Origin of the sequence: Paenibacillus herberti (genome assembly GCF_002233675.1) — a bacterium.
Lineage (GTDB): Bacteria > Bacillota > Bacilli > Paenibacillales > Paenibacillaceae > Paenibacillus_O > Paenibacillus_O herberti.
The window spans coordinates 905,298-923,178 of sequence record NZ_NMUQ01000001.1; the positions used below are offsets into that span (position 1 = coordinate 905,298).

At 53.8% G+C, this 17,881-nt stretch carries 16 protein-coding genes, 2 pseudogenes and 1 riboswitch; of the genes and pseudogenes, 14 read left to right on the forward strand and 4 right to left on the reverse strand.

The features are described 5' to 3' along the window. Together CGZ75_RS04130 and CGZ75_RS04135 are read left to right on the forward strand one after the other, a co-directional pair. A partial coding sequence (locus tag CGZ75_RS04130; protein WP_089522998.1) for a DinB/UmuC family translesion DNA polymerase occupies window positions 1-590 on the forward strand: 590 nt, incomplete at its 5' end. After that, window positions 587-1,102: a YhjD family protein gene (locus CGZ75_RS04135; protein WP_089522999.1), complete on the forward strand. Its 516-nt coding sequence runs from the start codon at window positions 587-589 to the stop codon at window positions 1,100-1,102. The genes CGZ75_RS04130 and CGZ75_RS04135, both read left to right, overlap by 4 nt. A 34-nt stretch (window positions 1,103-1,136) precedes the next feature. On the opposite strand, the pseudogene CGZ75_RS04140 reads toward CGZ75_RS04135, so the two are convergent. The 3 genes and pseudogenes from CGZ75_RS04140 to CGZ75_RS04150 form a co-directional block, all read right to left on the reverse strand. Continuing rightward, window positions 1,137-1,298 (reverse strand): annotated as a pseudogene (locus tag CGZ75_RS04140) (arsenate reductase/protein-tyrosine-phosphatase family protein); the annotation flags it as partial. Next, window positions 1,246-2,685 (reverse strand): arsenic transporter, encoded by a 1,440-nt coding sequence (locus CGZ75_RS04145; protein WP_089523001.1) that lies wholly within the window; start codon window positions 2,683-2,685, stop codon window positions 1,246-1,248. The gene CGZ75_RS04145 and the pseudogene CGZ75_RS04140, both read right to left, overlap by 53 nt. Before the next feature lie 12 nt (window positions 2,686-2,697). Continuing rightward, on the reverse strand, window positions 2,698-2,988 hold the full coding sequence (locus tag CGZ75_RS04150) for an ArsR/SmtB family transcription factor (protein ID WP_089523002.1): 291 nt from the start codon (window positions 2,986-2,988) through the stop codon (window positions 2,698-2,700). Between CGZ75_RS04150 and CGZ75_RS24395 the strand changes: the two are divergent. From CGZ75_RS24395 to CGZ75_RS04190, 9 genes and pseudogenes are all read left to right on the forward strand, one after another. Then, window positions 2,936-3,106: pseudogene (locus CGZ75_RS24395) on the forward strand (GNAT family N-acetyltransferase); the annotation flags it as partial. The gene CGZ75_RS04150 and the pseudogene CGZ75_RS24395 sit on opposite strands and share 53 nt — an antisense overlap. A gap of 174 nt (window positions 3,107-3,280) precedes the next feature. Further along, complete coding sequence (locus CGZ75_RS04155) at window positions 3,281-4,930, forward strand: spore germination protein (RefSeq protein ID WP_245850695.1); 1,650 nt, start codon at window positions 3,281-3,283, stop codon at window positions 4,928-4,930. A gap of 11 nt (window positions 4,931-4,941) precedes the next feature. Then, complete coding sequence (locus CGZ75_RS04160; protein WP_176444673.1) at window positions 4,942-6,324, forward strand: Ger(x)C family spore germination protein; 1,383 nt, start codon at window positions 4,942-4,944, stop codon at window positions 6,322-6,324. A 6-nt stretch (window positions 6,325-6,330) separates the two neighbouring features. Next, window positions 6,331-7,443, forward strand: a complete 1,113-nt coding sequence (locus CGZ75_RS04165; protein WP_089523005.1) for a GerAB/ArcD/ProY family transporter — start codon at window positions 6,331-6,333, stop codon at window positions 7,441-7,443. A 56-nt stretch (window positions 7,444-7,499) separates the two neighbouring features. Then, window positions 7,500-7,607: riboswitch (TPP riboswitch) on the forward strand. Between the two features lie 132 nt (window positions 7,608-7,739). Then, the gene (locus tag CGZ75_RS04170; RefSeq protein WP_089523006.1) at window positions 7,740-8,771 is read left to right on the forward strand and encodes an ABC transporter substrate-binding protein; all 1,032 of its coding nucleotides are present in this window, start codon (window positions 7,740-7,742) and stop codon (window positions 8,769-8,771) included. Between the two features lie 30 nt (window positions 8,772-8,801). Further along, window positions 8,802-9,104, forward strand: coding sequence for a thiamine-binding protein (locus tag CGZ75_RS04175; RefSeq protein WP_089524547.1), 303 nt, complete (start codon window positions 8,802-8,804; stop codon window positions 9,102-9,104). Further along, window positions 9,094-9,909 (forward strand): ABC transporter permease, encoded by an 816-nt coding sequence (locus tag CGZ75_RS04180; RefSeq protein ID WP_089523007.1) that lies wholly within the window; start codon window positions 9,094-9,096, stop codon window positions 9,907-9,909. The genes CGZ75_RS04175 and CGZ75_RS04180 overlap by 11 nt, the downstream gene beginning before the upstream one ends. Next, entirely contained in the window at window positions 9,906-10,664 is a 759-nt protein-coding gene (locus CGZ75_RS04185; RefSeq protein ID WP_089523008.1) for an ABC transporter ATP-binding protein, read from the forward strand. Before CGZ75_RS04180 ends, CGZ75_RS04185 begins: the two co-directional genes overlap by 4 nt. A gap of 336 nt (window positions 10,665-11,000) precedes the next feature. Next, the gene (locus CGZ75_RS04190; protein ID WP_089524548.1) at window positions 11,001-11,894 is read left to right on the forward strand and encodes a TatD family hydrolase; all 894 of its coding nucleotides are present in this window, start codon (window positions 11,001-11,003) and stop codon (window positions 11,892-11,894) included. A 147-nt stretch (window positions 11,895-12,041) separates the two neighbouring features. Here CGZ75_RS04190 and CGZ75_RS04195 read toward each other — a convergent pair whose 3' ends face one another. Then, window positions 12,042-12,560, reverse strand: a complete 519-nt coding sequence (locus CGZ75_RS04195) for a DUF6622 family protein (protein WP_089523009.1) — start codon at window positions 12,558-12,560, stop codon at window positions 12,042-12,044. 642 nt (window positions 12,561-13,202) lie between these two features. Here CGZ75_RS04195 and CGZ75_RS04200 point away from each other — a divergent pair. Genes CGZ75_RS04200 through CGZ75_RS04210 form a run of 3 tightly spaced genes read left to right on the forward strand, consistent with a single transcriptional unit; the run spans window position 13,203 to window position 17,870 of the window. Next, a complete protein-coding gene (locus CGZ75_RS04200; RefSeq protein WP_089523010.1) occupies window positions 13,203-14,489 on the forward strand; it encodes an ABC transporter substrate-binding protein in 1,287 nt (428 codons plus the stop codon). After that, the gene (locus CGZ75_RS04205; RefSeq protein ID WP_089523011.1) at window positions 14,446-16,251 is read left to right on the forward strand and encodes a cache domain-containing sensor histidine kinase; all 1,806 of its coding nucleotides are present in this window, start codon (window positions 14,446-14,448) and stop codon (window positions 16,249-16,251) included. Before CGZ75_RS04200 ends, CGZ75_RS04205 begins: the two co-directional genes overlap by 44 nt. Beyond that, window positions 16,248-17,870: a response regulator transcription factor gene (locus CGZ75_RS04210; RefSeq protein ID WP_089523012.1), complete on the forward strand. Its 1,623-nt coding sequence runs from the start codon at window positions 16,248-16,250 to the stop codon at window positions 17,868-17,870. Before CGZ75_RS04205 ends, CGZ75_RS04210 begins: the two co-directional genes overlap by 4 nt. Window positions 17,871-17,881 lie beyond the last annotated feature (11 nt).

Consider the following 17,881-nt stretch of genomic DNA (forward strand, 5'->3'; position numbering starts at 1 on the left):
AGATGGGCAAACAAAGCGACATTCAGGCCGGTTATTACTGGCAGACGGCGCGTGGCATTGATCCCAGCCCGGTCGTCACCGGCATTCGGCATGAGCTGAAGTCGGTTGGCCACGGCAAGGCGCTGCGCTGGCGGATGTACCGCTGCCTATCTGACATTGAGGTTGTGCTGCTGGAGCTCGTGGTCGAGGTATGCCAGCGCATGAGGAGACACGGTTTTATGGGATCTGTCGTTGCTGTCGACGCGATGGAAACCGACGGTGAGCGCGCGATGGGATTCAGCCGCCAGCTGACGCTGTCGCAGCCGACCTCGCTGACGCATGAGGTCGCTGCGGCGGTGCGGGAGCTGTTCGTCCGCCATTGGAGCGGACTGCCGGTCGGCAGGCTGAGCGTAACCCTTTCGGGTCTGACGGACGACAGCGTTATGCAGCTGACTTTGTTTGAGGACCGGGCGCGCGCCTATGACAAGGAGAAGATGGTTGATTTGATCAAACAACGGTTCGGATCGAACGCCATTATGCGAGCTTCTTCCCTGCTGGAAGCAGGCGTGGCGCGTGAACGAGCCGAACAAATTGGGGGGCATTACAAATGAGCAAGCTGGATGGCAACGAGCGCTGGAAGTCCAAGATGTTGCTAACGGAGCATGTCGAGCAGTACGATCAGCAGCATGCTACTCAGGGGGCCAAGGTGACCACGGCAGAGGAACGTGTTATGATCCGGGATTATCTTTTGCTGCCCCATATGGAAAAAATGGTTGAGAAAAGCTTGTCAGAGCTCCGGAACTCCGGCAATGTGCTCAGGCGGATTTATTTGCTGGCGGGCCAGCGAGTGCTTGACCGGATTATGAGCGACCAGTTCGATTTGCGCCGGGAGCTGAAAGCCCGTAATATCCGCATTGTGGCGGAGGAGCAGTCGAATGCAATCGTCTACCATCGTTATTACTGCCGGGGGTACGAGGAGCATTTTGGGATGACACGAGAGGTTATGCGCTCGGAGATCAGCTGGCGGCTGACGCATTATATGGAGGAGCTGGGCGATCTGCTTAAGAGCAATCCCCTGGGGAAGGCCAAGGGGAAGGGGGAGCGGAAGTCAGGGGAGAGATGAAGCGGAGAGCCTGAGTAGGCAACCGCTTTTTTTAGATAACAGGGCAATGTTCATCAGCGTGACCGCAAAGTATAATTATGTAGTCAGCACGATTGAGAATCTCCGGATCTATGACATTTGAAGTATGGCTTGAAATATCGATGTCAGCCTCCTTCATCGTTGCTACTGCACGAGGATTTAAGCCATGCGCTTTTACTTTTCTTTCCGAATTGAACCTTATTAAAGATAAGTAAGGCAAGAACAGCTACAACTAAAATAGCTGCGATGATGACCCAGCTATTTATGCTGACGGAATCAATCACCAATAACCATAAATACAATCCCAGAAGTGTTATGAAAAGTGTAGGAATGGTCAGCATGATGCCAACTTTAAAGTAGTAACCCCAGCCTATTTTGACGCCTTTTTGAGACAGCACATGAAGCCACAGCAGGGTAGCAAGTGAACCGATTGGCGTGATTTTAGGACCCAAATCAGAACCAATGACATTGGCGTAAATTAACGATTCTCTAATAATACCTTCAGTCGAGGTGCCTTTAATCGCCAGAGCATTGATCATGACAGTTGGCATGTTATTCATGATGGACGACAAGACAGCGGCGATAAAACCAGCACCAACCGTCGAAAGGAATAGCCCTTGCTCACTAACCCACTGGAATACTTTCCCTAGTTCGTCGGTGAGCCCCACATTACGCAATCCGTAAACGACGACATACATGCCAATTGAAAACACAACAACTGCCCAAGGTGCGCCTTTTACCAATTTCCATGTATGGATGGCAGGACTCTGTCTTGCAAAGAACAAAAACAAGATGGCGGCAGCGCCTGCGACTATAGAAACCGGAACATGAATGAACTCACTTAGCATATAAGCAACTAACAGCACACCGAGAACGACCCAGGACAGACGAAACAAACGAATGTCTTTAATTGCGTCTTTAGGTTTCTGGAGCTGTTTTAAGTCATAGTTCATTGGAATGTTTTTACGGAAGTAAAAGAACAAAACCAATAAACTAGCCACGATTGAGAAAAGAGTAGGGACAATCATTCGGCTTGCATATTCAACAAAGGAAATTCCGAAAAAGTCCGATGATACAATGTTTACAAGATTACTTATGACTAAGGGGAGCGAGGCCGTGTCCGAAATAAAGCCACTGGCCATGATGAATGGTAGAATCATACGATCGTCAAACTTCAAAGCCCTAACCATGGAGAGCACGATAGGTGTCAAAATTAGCGCAGCCCCATCATTTGAAAAGAATGTCGTTACGGCAGCTCCCAGCAAAATAACATACATGTACATCAGCTGACCGTTTCCTCCAGCAAAACGTGCCATGTGTAAAGCGGCCCACTCAAAAAATCCAATTTCATCGAGAATTAGTGAGATTAGGATGATGGCGACGAACGTAAGCGTGGCGTTCCATACCATTTGTGTAACATCCCAGACATCAGTAAAATTGACTACGCCGAAGAGCAAGGCAATAATGGCGCCGCCAGCAGCGGACCATCCAATATTAAGCCCTCTTGGCTGCCAAATGACGAATACCAACGTCACAAGGAAGATGATTGATGCAATAGCTAACATGTTACCTCCTGGTCAGTCGCATTTAATTCCCGAGCGCTTAGAAATCTCTTCCTTCATGGAAGGAAGCTGCTGCATAATACCTATTAGATAGGGTTTGTTTTCTACATTCAAAGAATAATAGATCCATTGACCGCGTCTTGCTTCATTGACTAGACCACCAAGCTTTAACTTTCTTAAATGTTGGCTCACATTTGGTTGTGTAGTTTGCAAAATATCGACAATGTCACATACACACAGTTCCTTCTCTTTCAATATTATGGAGAAGCTTGGCATGAGACGTGAAGGGCATTTCCAAAAATGCATTCCCCATGCAGATGGATGGTGGGATGAATATTATTATGCTATTTTGCGAGAGGAGTGGGAGCAATTGCAAATAGAGCCGCGCGAATCCTCGATTATTAAACAGGAGGTGCCGGAGTGAGTTCGATTCAGAAGTACATAAGCTGACCCTTGCCAATCGGAAATTGAGGCGATAAAAAAGGCGTTAGGCATTTGCCTGGACTGGAAAATGGCCCTGATCGTCTTTAGCATAAGCTGGATAAAACCCCTCTCTTCTGCCCAGAATAAGGTCATTCTGGATAAGGGAGGGGTTTTCTTGTCGGCTTCTAAAGGAAAAAAAGGCGGATCGGCGGCTGGTGGCAGCGGCGGCGGTCGCCAGGGAAATAGCAGCGGGACCAAGCCCCCTCCCTTGGGAAGGAGAGTCACGGCGACACCGCTCAGCCTCTCGCTGGCGGTCAACGCTCATGCGATTCGGAAGCAGTTCAGCGATTCTGCGGACTTGCGTCTACGTATGACGGCTTCGCCCGCGGCGCCTGGAATTCGACTGGCTGTACTGTATTTGCAAGGAATCGTAGACGAGAACAACATCCGCGAAAACATTCTCGACAAGCTGCAGTCCGCTAGTGCCATAGAGGTAGCGCCGCGAGGAAGCAAGGCCGGAGACATCTGCAGTCGTCTTCGTTCGGAGGTCATAACCTCGGGCTTGACCGAGTCGGTCACGACGTTGGAGCGCGCGCTCGATGCGCTGCTGCTGGGCTGCTGTCTCGTGCTGATCGACGGTAGTGGTGAAGTGTTGGCGGCCGAGGCTTCCGGGGGTTCGGTACGAGCAATTGCCGAGCCGACCTCGCAGACGGTCATCCGGGGGCCGCAACAAGGCTTCACGGAGTCGCTTAGCACGAGTATCGGCCAGATTCGCCGCATTATTCGCTCCGAGCAACTGATTGTCGAGACGCAACGAATAGGCCGCCAAACCTGTACAGAGGTCTCGCTGATCTATATGAAGGGCACGGCACGCCCGGAAATGGTAGATGAGGCGCGTCGCCGACTTTCTGAGATCGATGTGGATGGGATCGTCGACAGTGGTTATATCGAGGAGTACATTCAGGATAAAACCTTTACCTTTTTCCCAACATTGATCAGTTCGGAACGACCGGATCAGGCGGCAGCTTATCTGCTGGAGGGACATTTCGCTATTATCGTGGACGGAAGCCCGTTTGCGCTGCTCGCGCCGGTCACCTTCTTTCGTTTCTTCCAATCGCCAGAGGATTATTATCAACGCTTCGACATCGCAAGCTTCCTGAGGATCATCCGCATGAGCGCCTTTCTGATTACGCTCCATCTGCCGGCGATCTACATCGCGATAACGACCTTCCATCAGGAAATGATGCCGACTAATCTGTTGATCAGCCTGTCTGCCCAACGGGAGGGCGTGCCATTTCCGGCACTTGTGGAGGCGCTGATCATGGAGCTGACCTTCGAGGTGCTGCGCGAGGCGGGCGTGCGCATGCCGAAAGTAATCGGTCCGGCGATTTCCATCGTCGGCGCGCTTGTCATCGGTACTGCTACCGTGCAGGCCGGGCTTGTATCCGCGGCGATGGTCATCATCGTCGCATTCACGGCGATCTCAAGCTTCGTCGCCCCGCAGATGAACATCGCAAACGCCGCCCGCCTGATGCGCTTTCTGTTCATGATCAGCGCCGGCATGTTCGGTTTTTTCGGTATTATCTCGATCGACCTGATTCTGATCATCCATCTGGCGGGCCTGCATTCCTTCGGTGTCCCTTATCTGTCTCCGATGGCACCGTGGATCAAAGGCAGCTGGCGCGATACGATTTTGCGGATGCCGCGCTGGAGCATGAAGCTGCGGCCGGCGATAGCGCAAGATGGTAATCGGAAGCGTCAAGCGAGCGGTCAGCCAGAGGACCAGCAAAAAGTGGACCAGCAGTTAAAGGGGCAAAAGCCATGAGGCGCTGGTGTATGAAGCGAGAAGCGGGGCTCCGCCATGGGGAACAGCCCGGCATATTGAGTCTGTTCCGACGCAAGGCTGAGCACCTGGAATTTCTCAGTCATCTGCTGCCGAAGTCGCGTCCAAGCTTGTTACGCCGTCTGCAACCGAAGCTACGTCCAAGTTCGCTCCACCGTTTACCGGCGCTGTTGTTGATCCCAGCACTTCTTCTACTGGGACCGGCAGGCTGCTGGGATCGGCAGGAGCTCAATGAACTGGGTATCATTTCGGCTACGGGAGTGGATTTGACGGATACCGGTAGATGGGAGGTCAGCTACCAATTGGTCATTCCCAACGCGATTTCGGCGCAGGGAGCCTACGTTGGGGGCTCCTCTTCTCCGGTCAATGTGTTTACGAGCGTTGGAGACAGCTTCAGGGGAGCTGTCTCCAGGACGACCCAAGAAATGTCGCGGCGGGTTTATTTCAGCCATAACCAGGTTGTCGTCATCAGCGAAGAGGCGGCTCGAAGGGGTATTAATAACCTGATGGAAGCCTATATGCGCAACGGGGATTCCAGGGAGACGGTCACGGTGCTCGTGACAGAGGGCAGCGCAAGGACCATCCTGGAGCAATTGCTGCCGATGGAGAGGATTTCAGGTGTCGGCATCAATCGCCTGATCACGCTGGAAGAAAAGTATGGCGGTAATTTCCGGCAGATTAGTATGTTCGAAATGATGCAGGACTTGCTTAGTCCGGTGCATATTACCGCAGTGCCCGGCATCGGCCTGAGCGGCTCCGGCGCAGCGGTTGACACCGTTGATGCCGCCAAAACAACGCACACGGGAGCGAAGGTTCGGCTGCAGAAGGTGGCCATATTTAAGAACAACAAGCTCGCTGGCTGGCTGAGTACGCATGAGAACCGCGGCCTGCTGTGGGTCACAAACAGGGTGAAGGGATCGACCGTATCATTTCCTTGCCAGGGAGAGCGGCAGAAGCTCAACAGCATCCGTCTGAAGAAACAGAAGACCCGCGTCACACCAGTGAGAAAAGGATCCGGCTGGCTGATGAAAATTGAGTCGAAAGCTACGGGCGTACTGATGGAATACAATTGCCCGGGATCGATGAGAAAGCCGCAGGATTTATTGCCGGTGGAAGCGAGCATTGAAGCGGAGTTGAAACGCGATATGGAGGATGGCATCCTAGCGGCTCAGCGACTGAAGGCTGATGCCGCCGGTTTTGGAAATTTGCTGCACCTGAAGCACAAAGAAGAATGGAAACAGATCGAGAGTGACTGGAACGAGCGAGGATTCCCGAAGGTTGAGATCGAAATATCGGTGCACGTTAAGCTGGCCAAGACGGGCCGCAGCATCGAGTCGTACAATGAGGCATTCGAAAAAAGCCGCAAGAAGGAGTGAGCCAGGATGGGGAAGGAAACAAGCAGCGTGAGTGCGGGCCAAATCGCGATTTTTATCATGATGTTCAGCATCGGCAGCACGCCGATGTTCCAGCTTGGCACCGATGCCAAGCAGGATTCATGGATCGCGCTTGCTGCTGCCGCTGTGGCCGGTCTTGGGATGTTATGGGTGTACCGGACGCTGCAGAATCGGGCTCCGGAAGAGGATATGGGTGGACTGCTCAAGCTGCATTTCGGCAAAGTGATAGGGATCGTGCTCGGGGTGGCAATGAGCCTGCTGTTCGCTTATGAATCTATGCGCAATGTACGAGATTTCGGCGAGCTGACCCTAAGCACCCTGCTGCCGCAGACACCGATGTGGTGCGTCATGCTGATTATAACGGGAATCGCCTATTATACGGTTTCCAAAGGGTTGACGACCTTTTTTCGTATCACGCAAATTTTGCTTCCAGTATTAGTCGGCAGCTATGGTCTGCTGCTCTTGCTGCTGCTTATTGGCGGGCTGATCGACCCGCAACGGTTGCAGCCGGTGCTGGAAAATGGTATCGGGCCGGTGTTGAAGACGGCTTTTCCCGATCTACTGTCGTTTCCATTTAATCAGGTGATCGTACTGCTCGTTTTCTGGAAGTACGCCACAGGCAGTAAAAAGACGGGGGCCGCTTCATATACCGCCTATATCGCCGTGGCTCTTTTTCTTATCGCTGTAAACGCGGTTATCATGATGGTGCTCGGTCCGGCACTGACTGAGCTCAAAACGCTGCCGACGCTGGAGGCTGTTGTACTGATCCGACTGGCCAACTTTATTGAGCGGCTGGACATTTTGGTCACGATGCTTCTATATATCGGTTTATATGTAAAAATAGCGGGTATGTATTTCGCCTCTGTGCTGCTGCTCCGCTCTTGCTGCAAAGTGCCCCTGAAAGTAGGCGCGCTAGCGATAGCACCGCTGATCTATGCCGCGTCTTTTCTGGAGCCGACCAACACCTACCATCTATGGGCTGGACTTGAGATGTCGGTCAAGATGACACCGTTCTTTCAAATCGTGCTGCCGCTCCTGATGCTCATAATCGGAATCGGATGGGTCAAGCGCAAGGCCGAGCGTCAGAAGGCATCGCCATAATTCGACAGCGAACCGTTGCAAAAGATGCCTGCTCTGTTATAATGGCACTATTGACAACCGCATAGCTGGGGAGCTGGCGCACGCTGGCTGAGAGGGGAGAAGCATCCCGACCCATACACCTGATCTGGATAATGCCAGCGTAGGAACCGTATGCAGCCGCATCATGCCGCTACCCTTTGAGGGGGCGACCTCTGGTCCAACTGTGATTTCATCAAGACGTTTTCCTTACGGAAGACGTCTTTTTTTGTCGTCCTGGCATTGGTGTAGCGGTACATAGAAGAAAGCAGGGGATAGGCATGAGGAAAACGACGAAATGGGCAAGTGGCCTACTGGTGCTGGTGCTTGGATTGGCGGGCTGCGGAGGCGGAAGCAATGGGGGAGAGCCGGCGAATTCCGGAGAGCAGGCGGCAGCAACTGCCCCTCCGCTCAAGAAGGTTAAGATCGTGCTGGACTGGACGCCGAATACGAATCATACGGGCTTGTACGCAGCGCGGGATAAAGGGTTCTTTTTGAAAAACGGGCTCGAAGTAGAAATCATGCAGCCGCCGGAAGGTACAGCCGCTGACATGCTCGTCGCCAAGGGTGAGGTCGAGTTCGGCGTCGGTTACCAGGAGAGCTTAACGCTCGCACGCACGCAGGATTTGCCGCTTGTATCCCTCGCAGCTATTATTCAGCATAATACATCCGGCTTTGCATCACCTGTCGATAAGGGCATCAAGTCGCCCAAAGACTTCGAAGGCAAAACATACGGCGGCTGGGGAGCGCCGGTTGAGGAAGAAGTCATCAGCTCCATCATGCAGGAGCAAAAAGCGGATGTGGACAAGGTGAAAATCGTCAGCATGGGCAACTCGGACTTTTTCACGGCGGTTAAGCGCGACATTGACTTCGCCTGGATCTACTATGGCTGGACAGGCGTTGAGGCGGAGCTGCGCGGTGATAAGCTGAACATGGTGTACTTGACGGATTACAGCGACAAGCTGGACTATTACACGCCGCTGCTGCAGACGAGCGAAAAGCTCATTCAGGAGCAGCCGGAGCTTGTGAAAGCTTTTGTAGCCGGTGCTGCGGAGGGTTACCGCTATGCGATTGACAATCCGGAGGAGGCCGCGGAAGTGTTGATCAAGGCGGTGCCGGATCTGAATCCGGAGCTCGTGCGCGCCAGCCAGAAGTGGCTGAGTCCGAAATATCAGGATGACGCAGCGCGTTGGGGCGAACAGAAGGCGGAGGTATGGAATAATTACGCCGATTGGATGTTCCAGCACAAGCTGATGGAATCAAAGCCGGATCTGTCGAAGGCGTTTACGAACGATTTCCTGCCGGAGGAGTAAAATTTAATGGAGAGAGGAGCTGCTGCTGACATGGCGAACGCGCTTGTAAGCATTCAGATTTTGCCGAGCACGCCGGGAGGAGAAAGTGTTCTGCCGTATGTGGATCGTGCGATTGAAATTATTAAGGAGTCCGGTGTCCCGTATCGGGTCGCGCCGCTGGAGACGACGATGGAAGGTGAGCTCCAGTCGCTGCTCGCTGTCGTGGCGAGCATGAGCGAGGCGATGGCGGAGATGGGCTGCCCCTCGGTCATATCCCAGGTGAAGATTTATTATAATCCGACAAGCGGAGCCTCGATGGGCCGTCTGTTGGAAAAGTACCCGGATGGACAGTAGTCGGCTTCCACTGCGTAAAGCGCCAGGAAGCGGTTCTGCGGCGGCCCGATTGCGGGCCGTTTGGCCTCCGCTGCTCGTGCTGGCGGCAATGCTGCTCGTCTGGGAGGCAGCTGTGCGGTTATCGAGCGTAGAAGCCTGGCTCGTACCAGCTCCGAGCGCCATTGTGCAGGATGCCTGGGATGCGCGGGAGCGTTTGGCTGAGCATACGGTCGCCACGCTGCGGCTGACGCTGCTTGGTTTTGCAGGAGGGACGGCGGCGGGCTTCGGGCTCGCCGCTTTGCTGCATCTGCTGCCGTTTGTCCGCTCTGGTGTTTATCCGTTGCTCGTCTTGTCGCAAAATGTGCCGCTTATCGCACTTGGACCGCTGCTCGTCGTCTGGTTCGGCTTCGGATTACTGCCTAAGCTGCTGCTCGTCATGCTCGTCTGCTTTTTCCCGGTATGCGTCGCCATGCTGGGCGGGCTGCGCGGCGGCGAACCGGCGCTGGAGCGCTATATGCGCATGATCGGCGCAGGACGTTGGAGACGGTTCATCAGCCTGGAGCTGCCAGGCTCGATTACGCATCTGTTCTCCGGTCTTAAGCTGGCGGCCTCCTACAGCGTCACCGGCGCAGTCGTTGCGGAGTGGATTGGCTCGGAGAAGGGACTTGGCATTTTCATGCTTTTGTCTTCCAAAGGATTCAAAACGTCGCTTGTGTTCGCCGGAGTTGCTATCGTCGTGACGCTCAGCCTGCTGTTGTTCGCGGCGGTGACGGAAGCTGAGCGGCTGACCGTCCGCTGGCGGCCGCGGAAGGAGGGAACGGAATGAGTGTGCTGGAAATAACCGGTCTGCGCAAGTCGTTCCTTCAGGACGCAGGGCGGACTGAGGTGCTTGGCGGCGTAGATTTGGTCGTCGGCGAGGGCGAGTTCGTCTCGTTGCTCGGCCCTTCAGGCAGCGGCAAATCGACGCTGCTTAGCCTGATCGGCGGCCTGGAGGGGCCGGATGCCGGCGAGCTTCGCATCGCCGGCGAACTTGCGGGCAGCCGCCCCGGCCCGGCGGCGTACATGCCGCAGCAGGCCGCGCTCCTGCCCTGGCGCACCGTGCAGGGCAATATTGAGCTCGCGCTCCGCATAGCTGGACGCGAGAAAGCGGAGGCGCGCCGACTCGCCGAGGAGGGACTGCAGCGCCTCGGCCTGGAGCGATATGCGCGCGCTTATCCGCATGTGCTATCGGGCGGCATGCAGCAGCGCATCTCGTTCCTGCGCGCGCTGCTCTCGCCGCAGCCGCTCATGCTGCTCGATGAGCCTTTCGGTGCGCTGGATGCGCTGACGCGGCAGGAAATGCAGCAGTGGCTGCTCTCGCTTTGGGAGCAGGACCGCCGCTCCGTGCTGTTCGTGACGCATTCCATCGAGGAGGCGCTTATGCTGTCTGACCGCATTCTTGTGCTGTCCACGCCGCCAGCTACCATCGTGCGAGAGCTTCAAGTACCGTTCCCGCGCCCGCGCAGCGAGAAGCTGTGGAGCGAGCCGAGGTTCGGTGAGCTGAAGGCGGAACTATATGCTGCGCTGCGGAGTGAGCATTAAGTGTAGCGCGGCAACAGAAAGGCTGGAGGGGACAGAGGCAAGCTCAGCTCGTTCATTCATGCATGCACAAGCGAAACTCATCTCACATTAGCTTGTCCATACACATAGCAACGGACCTGAGCGAGCTTATTTCCTCTCAAAACGGGCTGCAAATTATCTAACGGACCTGAGAAGCATTATTTGAGTCATTTCGAAAGCAATTCAGCGCCATCAACCTATATTGTACTGGCCGGCCGAAATAATTAAGGGCCGCTCCTAAGTCGTCTAACGATGACTTCCGGGACGGCCCCTTGTTTTGTGGATGAGATCAGGTAAGGCTGGAAGGTGGGAATGATCATGAGCGATGGAGCAAATGGAAGCAAGAAAGTTGGGGTAAATCGGGGGCAGTCAGATGCTGTGAATCGTCTGCCGGAGGTGATTGAGACGCACATCCATCTGGAGAAATACACGGAGGCAGAAGCGCGGACGATGCTGGCGGAGTCGAGGCTCGGCGGAGTTGGAGCGGTGGTTGCCGTCTCTATGGACTTGGCGTCCTGCGAGCGGACGCGACAGCTTGCGCTGGAGCAGCACGGTTTTGTGCTGCCTGCCTACGGATGGCATCCCGAGCAACCGCTGCCTGTGCCCGGCAATCTGGATGAGCTGATCGGCTGGATTCGCGAGCGCCATGCTGCGGGCGAGAGCTTTGCGATTGGCGAAGTAGGTTTGCCCTATTATACGAGGACCGAACATGAGACCGCGGGAGAAGCTTTTGACGAAAGCGGGTACTCCGACATTCTGCGCAGATTCACCTCGCTTGCCGCTGAGTTGGATCGTCCGCTTATTCTGCACGCCGTTTATGAGGATGCGTCGAAGGCAGCTACCTTGCTGCGGGAATGCGGCGTACGGCGCGCGCATTTTCATTGGTATAAAGGAGACGAAGAAACTACGCGTCTGCTGGCGGAATCGGGATATATGATCTCGCTTACGCCGGATGTACTTTATGAGCCGGACATTCAGGAGCTGGCAAAACATTACCCTCTGGAGCAGCTGATGACCGAAACGGACGGCCCATGGCCGTTCGAAGGTCCGTTCGCGGGGCGAGCTACGCATCCGCTAATGATCTATGAATCCGTCCGCGAGATTGCCCGACTGCGCGACCTTCCTGAAAGCGAAACGGCGGAAGCTCTGGCTCGCAACGCGCGCCTGTTCTACGGTTTTACTTTGGAACCAGCAGATGACTTCAGCGCATGAAATAGGCAGAGCAATAAGCGTTTAATCAAAAATAAAGAGCATCGGAGGCAAATCCTCCAATGCTCTTTATTGAAATCACACTATATATGTTGAACTAGAGGAACAAGGGAGGAGGCGGAGCGAACCGGCCTTCTGGACAAACAGACATCAAGAAATTCGGCTTTTTATTAAACTCCCCATTAATTTGCCCTTCTGCTGATTCGTATTTAAAATTCCTCCTAAGAACAGACCGACGGTAGTGCCACTAATGATCGTATAGAACACGTTAAACCCCAAACTGTGGATAGCGTCGCTTTGCATGTACATATAAATATTCAGAGCGTATTTGATTATAAAGTTAATCAGTATGATGACCAATGGCAGATAGTTTTTTGCGCGAAACACGACTCCGTTTTTCAAAAAGAAATGATACTTCCTCCGATAAAGTTCGTACCCCAAAAATGTTCCCAACCCAATAAACAAAATATAGACGATGAATGCTTGAAGAGGAAATGAGAAGTTCACAAAAACATTATACATTCCCCATAGGATAAATATACCGGGCACTATTAACGACTTAGGAATATTCACTTCTCGTTCTTGAGAACCTGAAATGCCCCTATAGAGCAGAAATGCAAATAGTAGCCATACATATGTCGGTGTATGCATTATAACTTGGTAAATCATATAACAGAGTCTCCTTCGTAAATAAGTTTCATTTTTGTAAGATGCGTTAACTTAATCACAACTATCCGTTAAATAGATAAGCATTTTATCTGCGACCACCTGCTATTCAGCCGGTTCAAGCGCGGAGGCGTTTGTTTTTGCAAGGTGATTACCTCCTGGATAACTTATATAGGATACTATAAGTTTCTTATTCACTTATGATATGCAATCCCTAACCAAAACGCAACGTATTTTATTTAAGTAGTATGATAACAGGATGAGAAATACTTAGGACCAAAGTAATTTCCGAAAGAGACATGCTGTCCAAGCGATGGACAGCACGCGCGCAGAGAGTGTATCGGCGGCGATTCGGGGACGCATACCTCTTCCGCTGGAGAACATAACAGATAACTGGGGATGTACGAAACTTATCCAATCGATCTGACTTGCGTGAACGGTGATACGTCAAGGTGACTGTTATGGGAGCGGTTCCTAAGCCTTAAGGGGCTAAGGGCCGTCTTTTTGCGCCCAAAAACGGATATGTAAGGCCACAATCGCAAGAAATGATTCAGCTGTGGTTATTATATTTAATATTCGTTATATCATCGGCCATGCACGTCCAGTATCGTTATACATGCCGTAAGGCAGCAAGGGGGAGAGAACATGAAACAGGGGCGCAGAGCTGCAGGCCTGCTGCTGTTGACGGCAATGCTCGCAGGATGCGGGTTGAGCTCCTCGAACGAGCAGGAAACGAAGCCGTTGCAGGGCAAAACGCTCGTGTTCATGGCGGCAAGCCATCCCTGGATGGATGCGATCAGGCCGCTGCTGCCGAGCTTCGAGGCTGAGACCGGCATCAGGGTGATCGTGCAAAGCTACTTTGAGGATCAGCTTACCCAGAAGCTTTCGCTCAATCTGACAAGCGACAGCCACACCCCGGATGTGTTCATGTATCGCCCGCTGCAAGAAGGGTTGTTATTCAATCGAAACGGCTGGCTGGAGCATTTAGACAACTATGTAACCAAGGACACTACCTACGATTGGAACGATTTTTCACCGCAGGCGGTGAGATCTTCCATGGTAGATGAGAAGCTCGGGGGCATACCGGTCATAACGGAGCAGGGGATGCTCTATTACCGCAAAGATTTGCTGCGCGAAGAGGGCATTCCGGTGCCAAAAACGCTGGACGAGCTGGCTACTGCCGCAAAACGTCTCCATAACCCTGATAAAGGCGTGTATGGTTTTGTCGCCCGGGGACAGCGTTCGCCGCTTGTCACGCAGGTATCCTCCTTTCTCTATTCGGAGGGAGGAGATTTCACGGACGGGCGCAAGGCAACGATCAACACACCGGCGGCGATTCGCGCGTTCGAGCTGTATGGAGGACTGCTGCGGGATTACGGGCCGCCTGATGTGATTAACATGTCATGGCCCCAGGCTATCGCTTTTTTCGCCGAAGGCAAAGCTGCCTTTTACACCGATGCAACGTCCATCTATCGAACAGTGACCGATCCCGCTCGCTCCAACATCGCGGATAAGGTTGGTTTCGCGCCATTCCCTGCTGGGTCCAGCGGATCGCGAACCTATTCCATCACCTCATGGGGACTGGCGATGAATCCAAGCTCCGGGCAGAAAGAGGCGGCATGGGCGTTCATTCGCTGGGCAACAAGCAAGGAGATTGTGCTAGCCACTCAGGCGAAGGGCAACACCGGAGCCCGGCAATCGGTATGGAACTCGCCCGAAGGAACAGCGGCGTTCCCATCTGAGCTTGCTGCCGTCATTCAAGGATACGGTGATACGGGGGTCGACCATGATCGGCCGGCCGCCGTCAATGTAGCTGAAGCGAGAGAAGCAGTTGGAGAAATCGTGCAGCGGGTGATGACGGGCTACCCCGACATCAAGCAGAAGGCGGATGAGCAGAATGCGATTCTTCAATCGATTTTGGATCAGGAATGAGGGGGGACCGGGCCGATATCGGCTCTCGATTTTTGCCAAGTTCCTAATTGTGCTCGCTCTGCTTTTTCTCTCGGTGCTGGGGATGTACGGCTATTCCAACCGCCAGGCGCAAAAAGTGGTTCAGGAGCAGCTTCGCTCTGCTGTTCTTAGCGAGCTCAGCTTTTTCGCAAACCGGATGGACAGCGTTATGGAAAGCTTGTCGCTGTACCCTGTCATTTTGAGCTATGACCCGCATATCCGCGATTATATGGACGGAGCCGGGGAAGCTGCGCTTAATCCGCTGAGAGCTCAGGCCCGTATTCAAGAAAAGCTGAGCTTGCAGAGCGCTTCGGGCAGCTGGACCAATGATTTGACCGTCGTACTTCCCCAGCAGCGGGAGGTGCTTAGCTCCAATATTTACGCCAATGGAACTGCGGTATGGAACTGGGACAGCCCTTTACGCAGGGAGTGGACCTATGAGGAGGATCTGTCTCGGGGTTATCCAACCGGTACCTTTTTGCGAGAAACGGCAGAGCCATCAACTGCCGGGACGGCGAGAGAGGCGGACGCGGTGTTCCAGGTGCGTTTTCCGGTAGAGGCGCTGCGGGATTTACTCGATTTGTACCGCAAAAACGAATGGAGCGATCCATTCCTGTTCCGCAATGGGCAAGAGATGATTGCAGGCAGTGCTTCCGACCGCATGAAAGCGGAGGCGATCCGTAAATCTCTGGGTTCGATCGAAGGCGATCAGGGACAGCGGACGGTTAAAGTAGCTGGCGAGACCTATATCGTCAGTTATGTGCGCTCTGCACAACTGGGATGGTATTTAGCCGACTATGTACCCTTGCAGCGTATTTTGAGTCCGACTTCGTCGGTGCGCAACTGGTTCTATGCCGCTGCAGCCGCTCTTGTGTTGATTGGCCTGGCTTCGGCGCTGTTATTGTACCGCAATGTACAGATTCCGCTGCAAAAAACGATCCGCGGTGTTCGCCGCATGAGCAGCGGGGATTTCTCTTCGCGGATCGACTACAGAGCGAACAATGAATTCGACGATCTGATCGGTCCTTACAACGAGATGGCGGGTAAAATCCAGGTGTTGATCGAGGATGTTTATACCGAAAAGCTGCGCTCTCGCGAGGCTACGCTCAAGCAGCTGCAGTCGCAGATCAATCCTCATTTCCTGTACAACTCGCTCTTTTTCATCGCCAACTCGGCCATGATGGAGGATCGTGATTCGGTTATTGCAATGGCGGAAAATCTTGCTGACTACTACCGTTATTCCACCCGTCTTGAGCATCAGCTGGCGCCGCTGCGGGAGGAGCTTGAGCTTGTGCGCAGTTACTTGACCATCCATAATCTGCGCATGGAACGGCTGCAATACAGCATTCAGGTGCCGGAGGAGATGCTGGATGTGGAAGTGCCGAGACTGCTGCTGCAGCCGCTTGTGGAAAACTCCATCGTGCATGGTATTGAGCCCCGTCTTGAGGGCGGCTGCATCACGATTCAAGGAAAAATGGTCGACGGATGGTGCTTCCTGTCCGTGGCCGACAATGGAACCGGCTCCAATGAGGAAGGTTTGTCCCGATTAAGGCGGCAGCTGCAGGAGCCAATGTCGGATGAAATCGGCTGCGGAACTTGGAATGTGCATCAGCGGCTGCGGTATCAGTTCGGAGAAGAATCGGGCCTTGAGCTGCATCCGACCCCGGGCGGCGGACTGACCGCGGTGCTCAGTTGGCGCAACGACAGCTCCGTTAGATTGAAAAAGGGAGGCGGTGAGACATGAGGCAACTGCTCATCGTTGACGACGAAGCGCATGTTGTGGATCGGCTGGCCGCAACGGTCGACTGGCCATCCGCTGGCATTGAACAGGTTTCCAAAGCGTACTCCGGCGTGGAGGCACTGGAGCTGCTGCGGCGCTTTCCGGTCGACATCGTCATCGCCGACATCCGGATGCCGGGGCTGTCGGGCCTTGAGCTGATGGCCGAGATCCGCTCCAATTGGCCCAAGACAAAATGCATTCTGCTGTCGGGGTACTCCGACTTCAACTACGCCAAAGAGGCTATCCGGCATCAGGCCGAGGCCTACTTGCTCAAGCCAGTCAAGGAAGAGGAACTTCTAGCCGCCGTCCGTTCGGCGGGAGCCAAGCTGGAAGCGGAGTGGGAGGAGCTCATTTCAAGGCAGCGATTAAGTTACACGCTCAAGGAGAACTTGCCGCTGCTGCGCGCTTCCCTTCTCCTTGAGCTGCTGCAAGGAACGATTCCAGCAAGCTTGGAGGAGCGGATGAATCAGCTCCAGCTCACGGGCGGCGAGTGGACCCGCTGTACGCTGATGGCCGTTCGGCTCGACGAGCTGTTTCTGCAATACGGGTCGGAAAACCTTGGCTGGAAAGAATACGCGATCCGCAACATGACGGAAGAACTGTTCGGCTCAAGGTATGAAATATGGCCCGCCAAAGATGCGCATGGCTACTATGTTTATGCGATGTCTCCGCGCAGCGCCTGCGCTCATGATTCAGCCTGGTTCGAGCGGACGGCAGCCGACTTACAGACGGCGGTGTCCTCGTACTTAAAGGCGAAGATCTCGATCATGGTATGCCAAGAGGGGGATTTTCCCGAGGAAATCCCCGGCCTGTACAGCAGGCTGGTCGATTCCTTCCGTAAGCGGATCGGCGATGAGCCGGAACTGTTCATGCGGCTTGAGGATGACGGGCTGGAAGCCGGGGCTCCTCCTTTGGAAAGTCTTTATGAACCTCCAGCGCTGGTCCGCTTACTTGAAGGGGGTAAGTGGGATCAGATGGAGGAGAAGCTCCGCCTCGTGTACGACGAGCTGGAAACGAAAGAAGCCGGCTCACAAGAGCTGCTTCTGGAAGCGTATCTTACTCTCGCTTCGGCGTATGCCTATATCGCTCACAAAAAAGGTCGCAAGCTGTCGGAGTTACTTAAGAGCGATTATACGGCTATGGCCGATGCGCCGCCGTTCCGTTCGGTCAATCAATTGCGGGAATGGTCGTTTCGAACACTGCGGCATATCCGGGAGGAGCTTCAGCGGGGGACAAAGGACTCGCGCTCCGATCTGATCTCAAGCATTCAAACTTACGTTGACGGTCATATTACGGCTGAAGTGTCTCTCCAATCTGTGGCGGACTATGTGCATCTGCATCCGGTTTATCTGTCACGGCTCTACAAGCGGGAGACAGGGGAAAATCTCAGTGACTTCATGCAACGTTCTCGTATGGCCAAGGCCGAGGAATTGCTGAAGGATGGTAGTGACAAAATATATGAAATTGCCGCCAATCTCGGTTACCAGAGGCCCCATTCGTTTCATTTTGCTTTCAAGAAACATTTCGGCATGACGCCGCAGGAGTATCGGGATTTGTATACCGGAACTTCGGAACCTAAATAAAAATGACAACT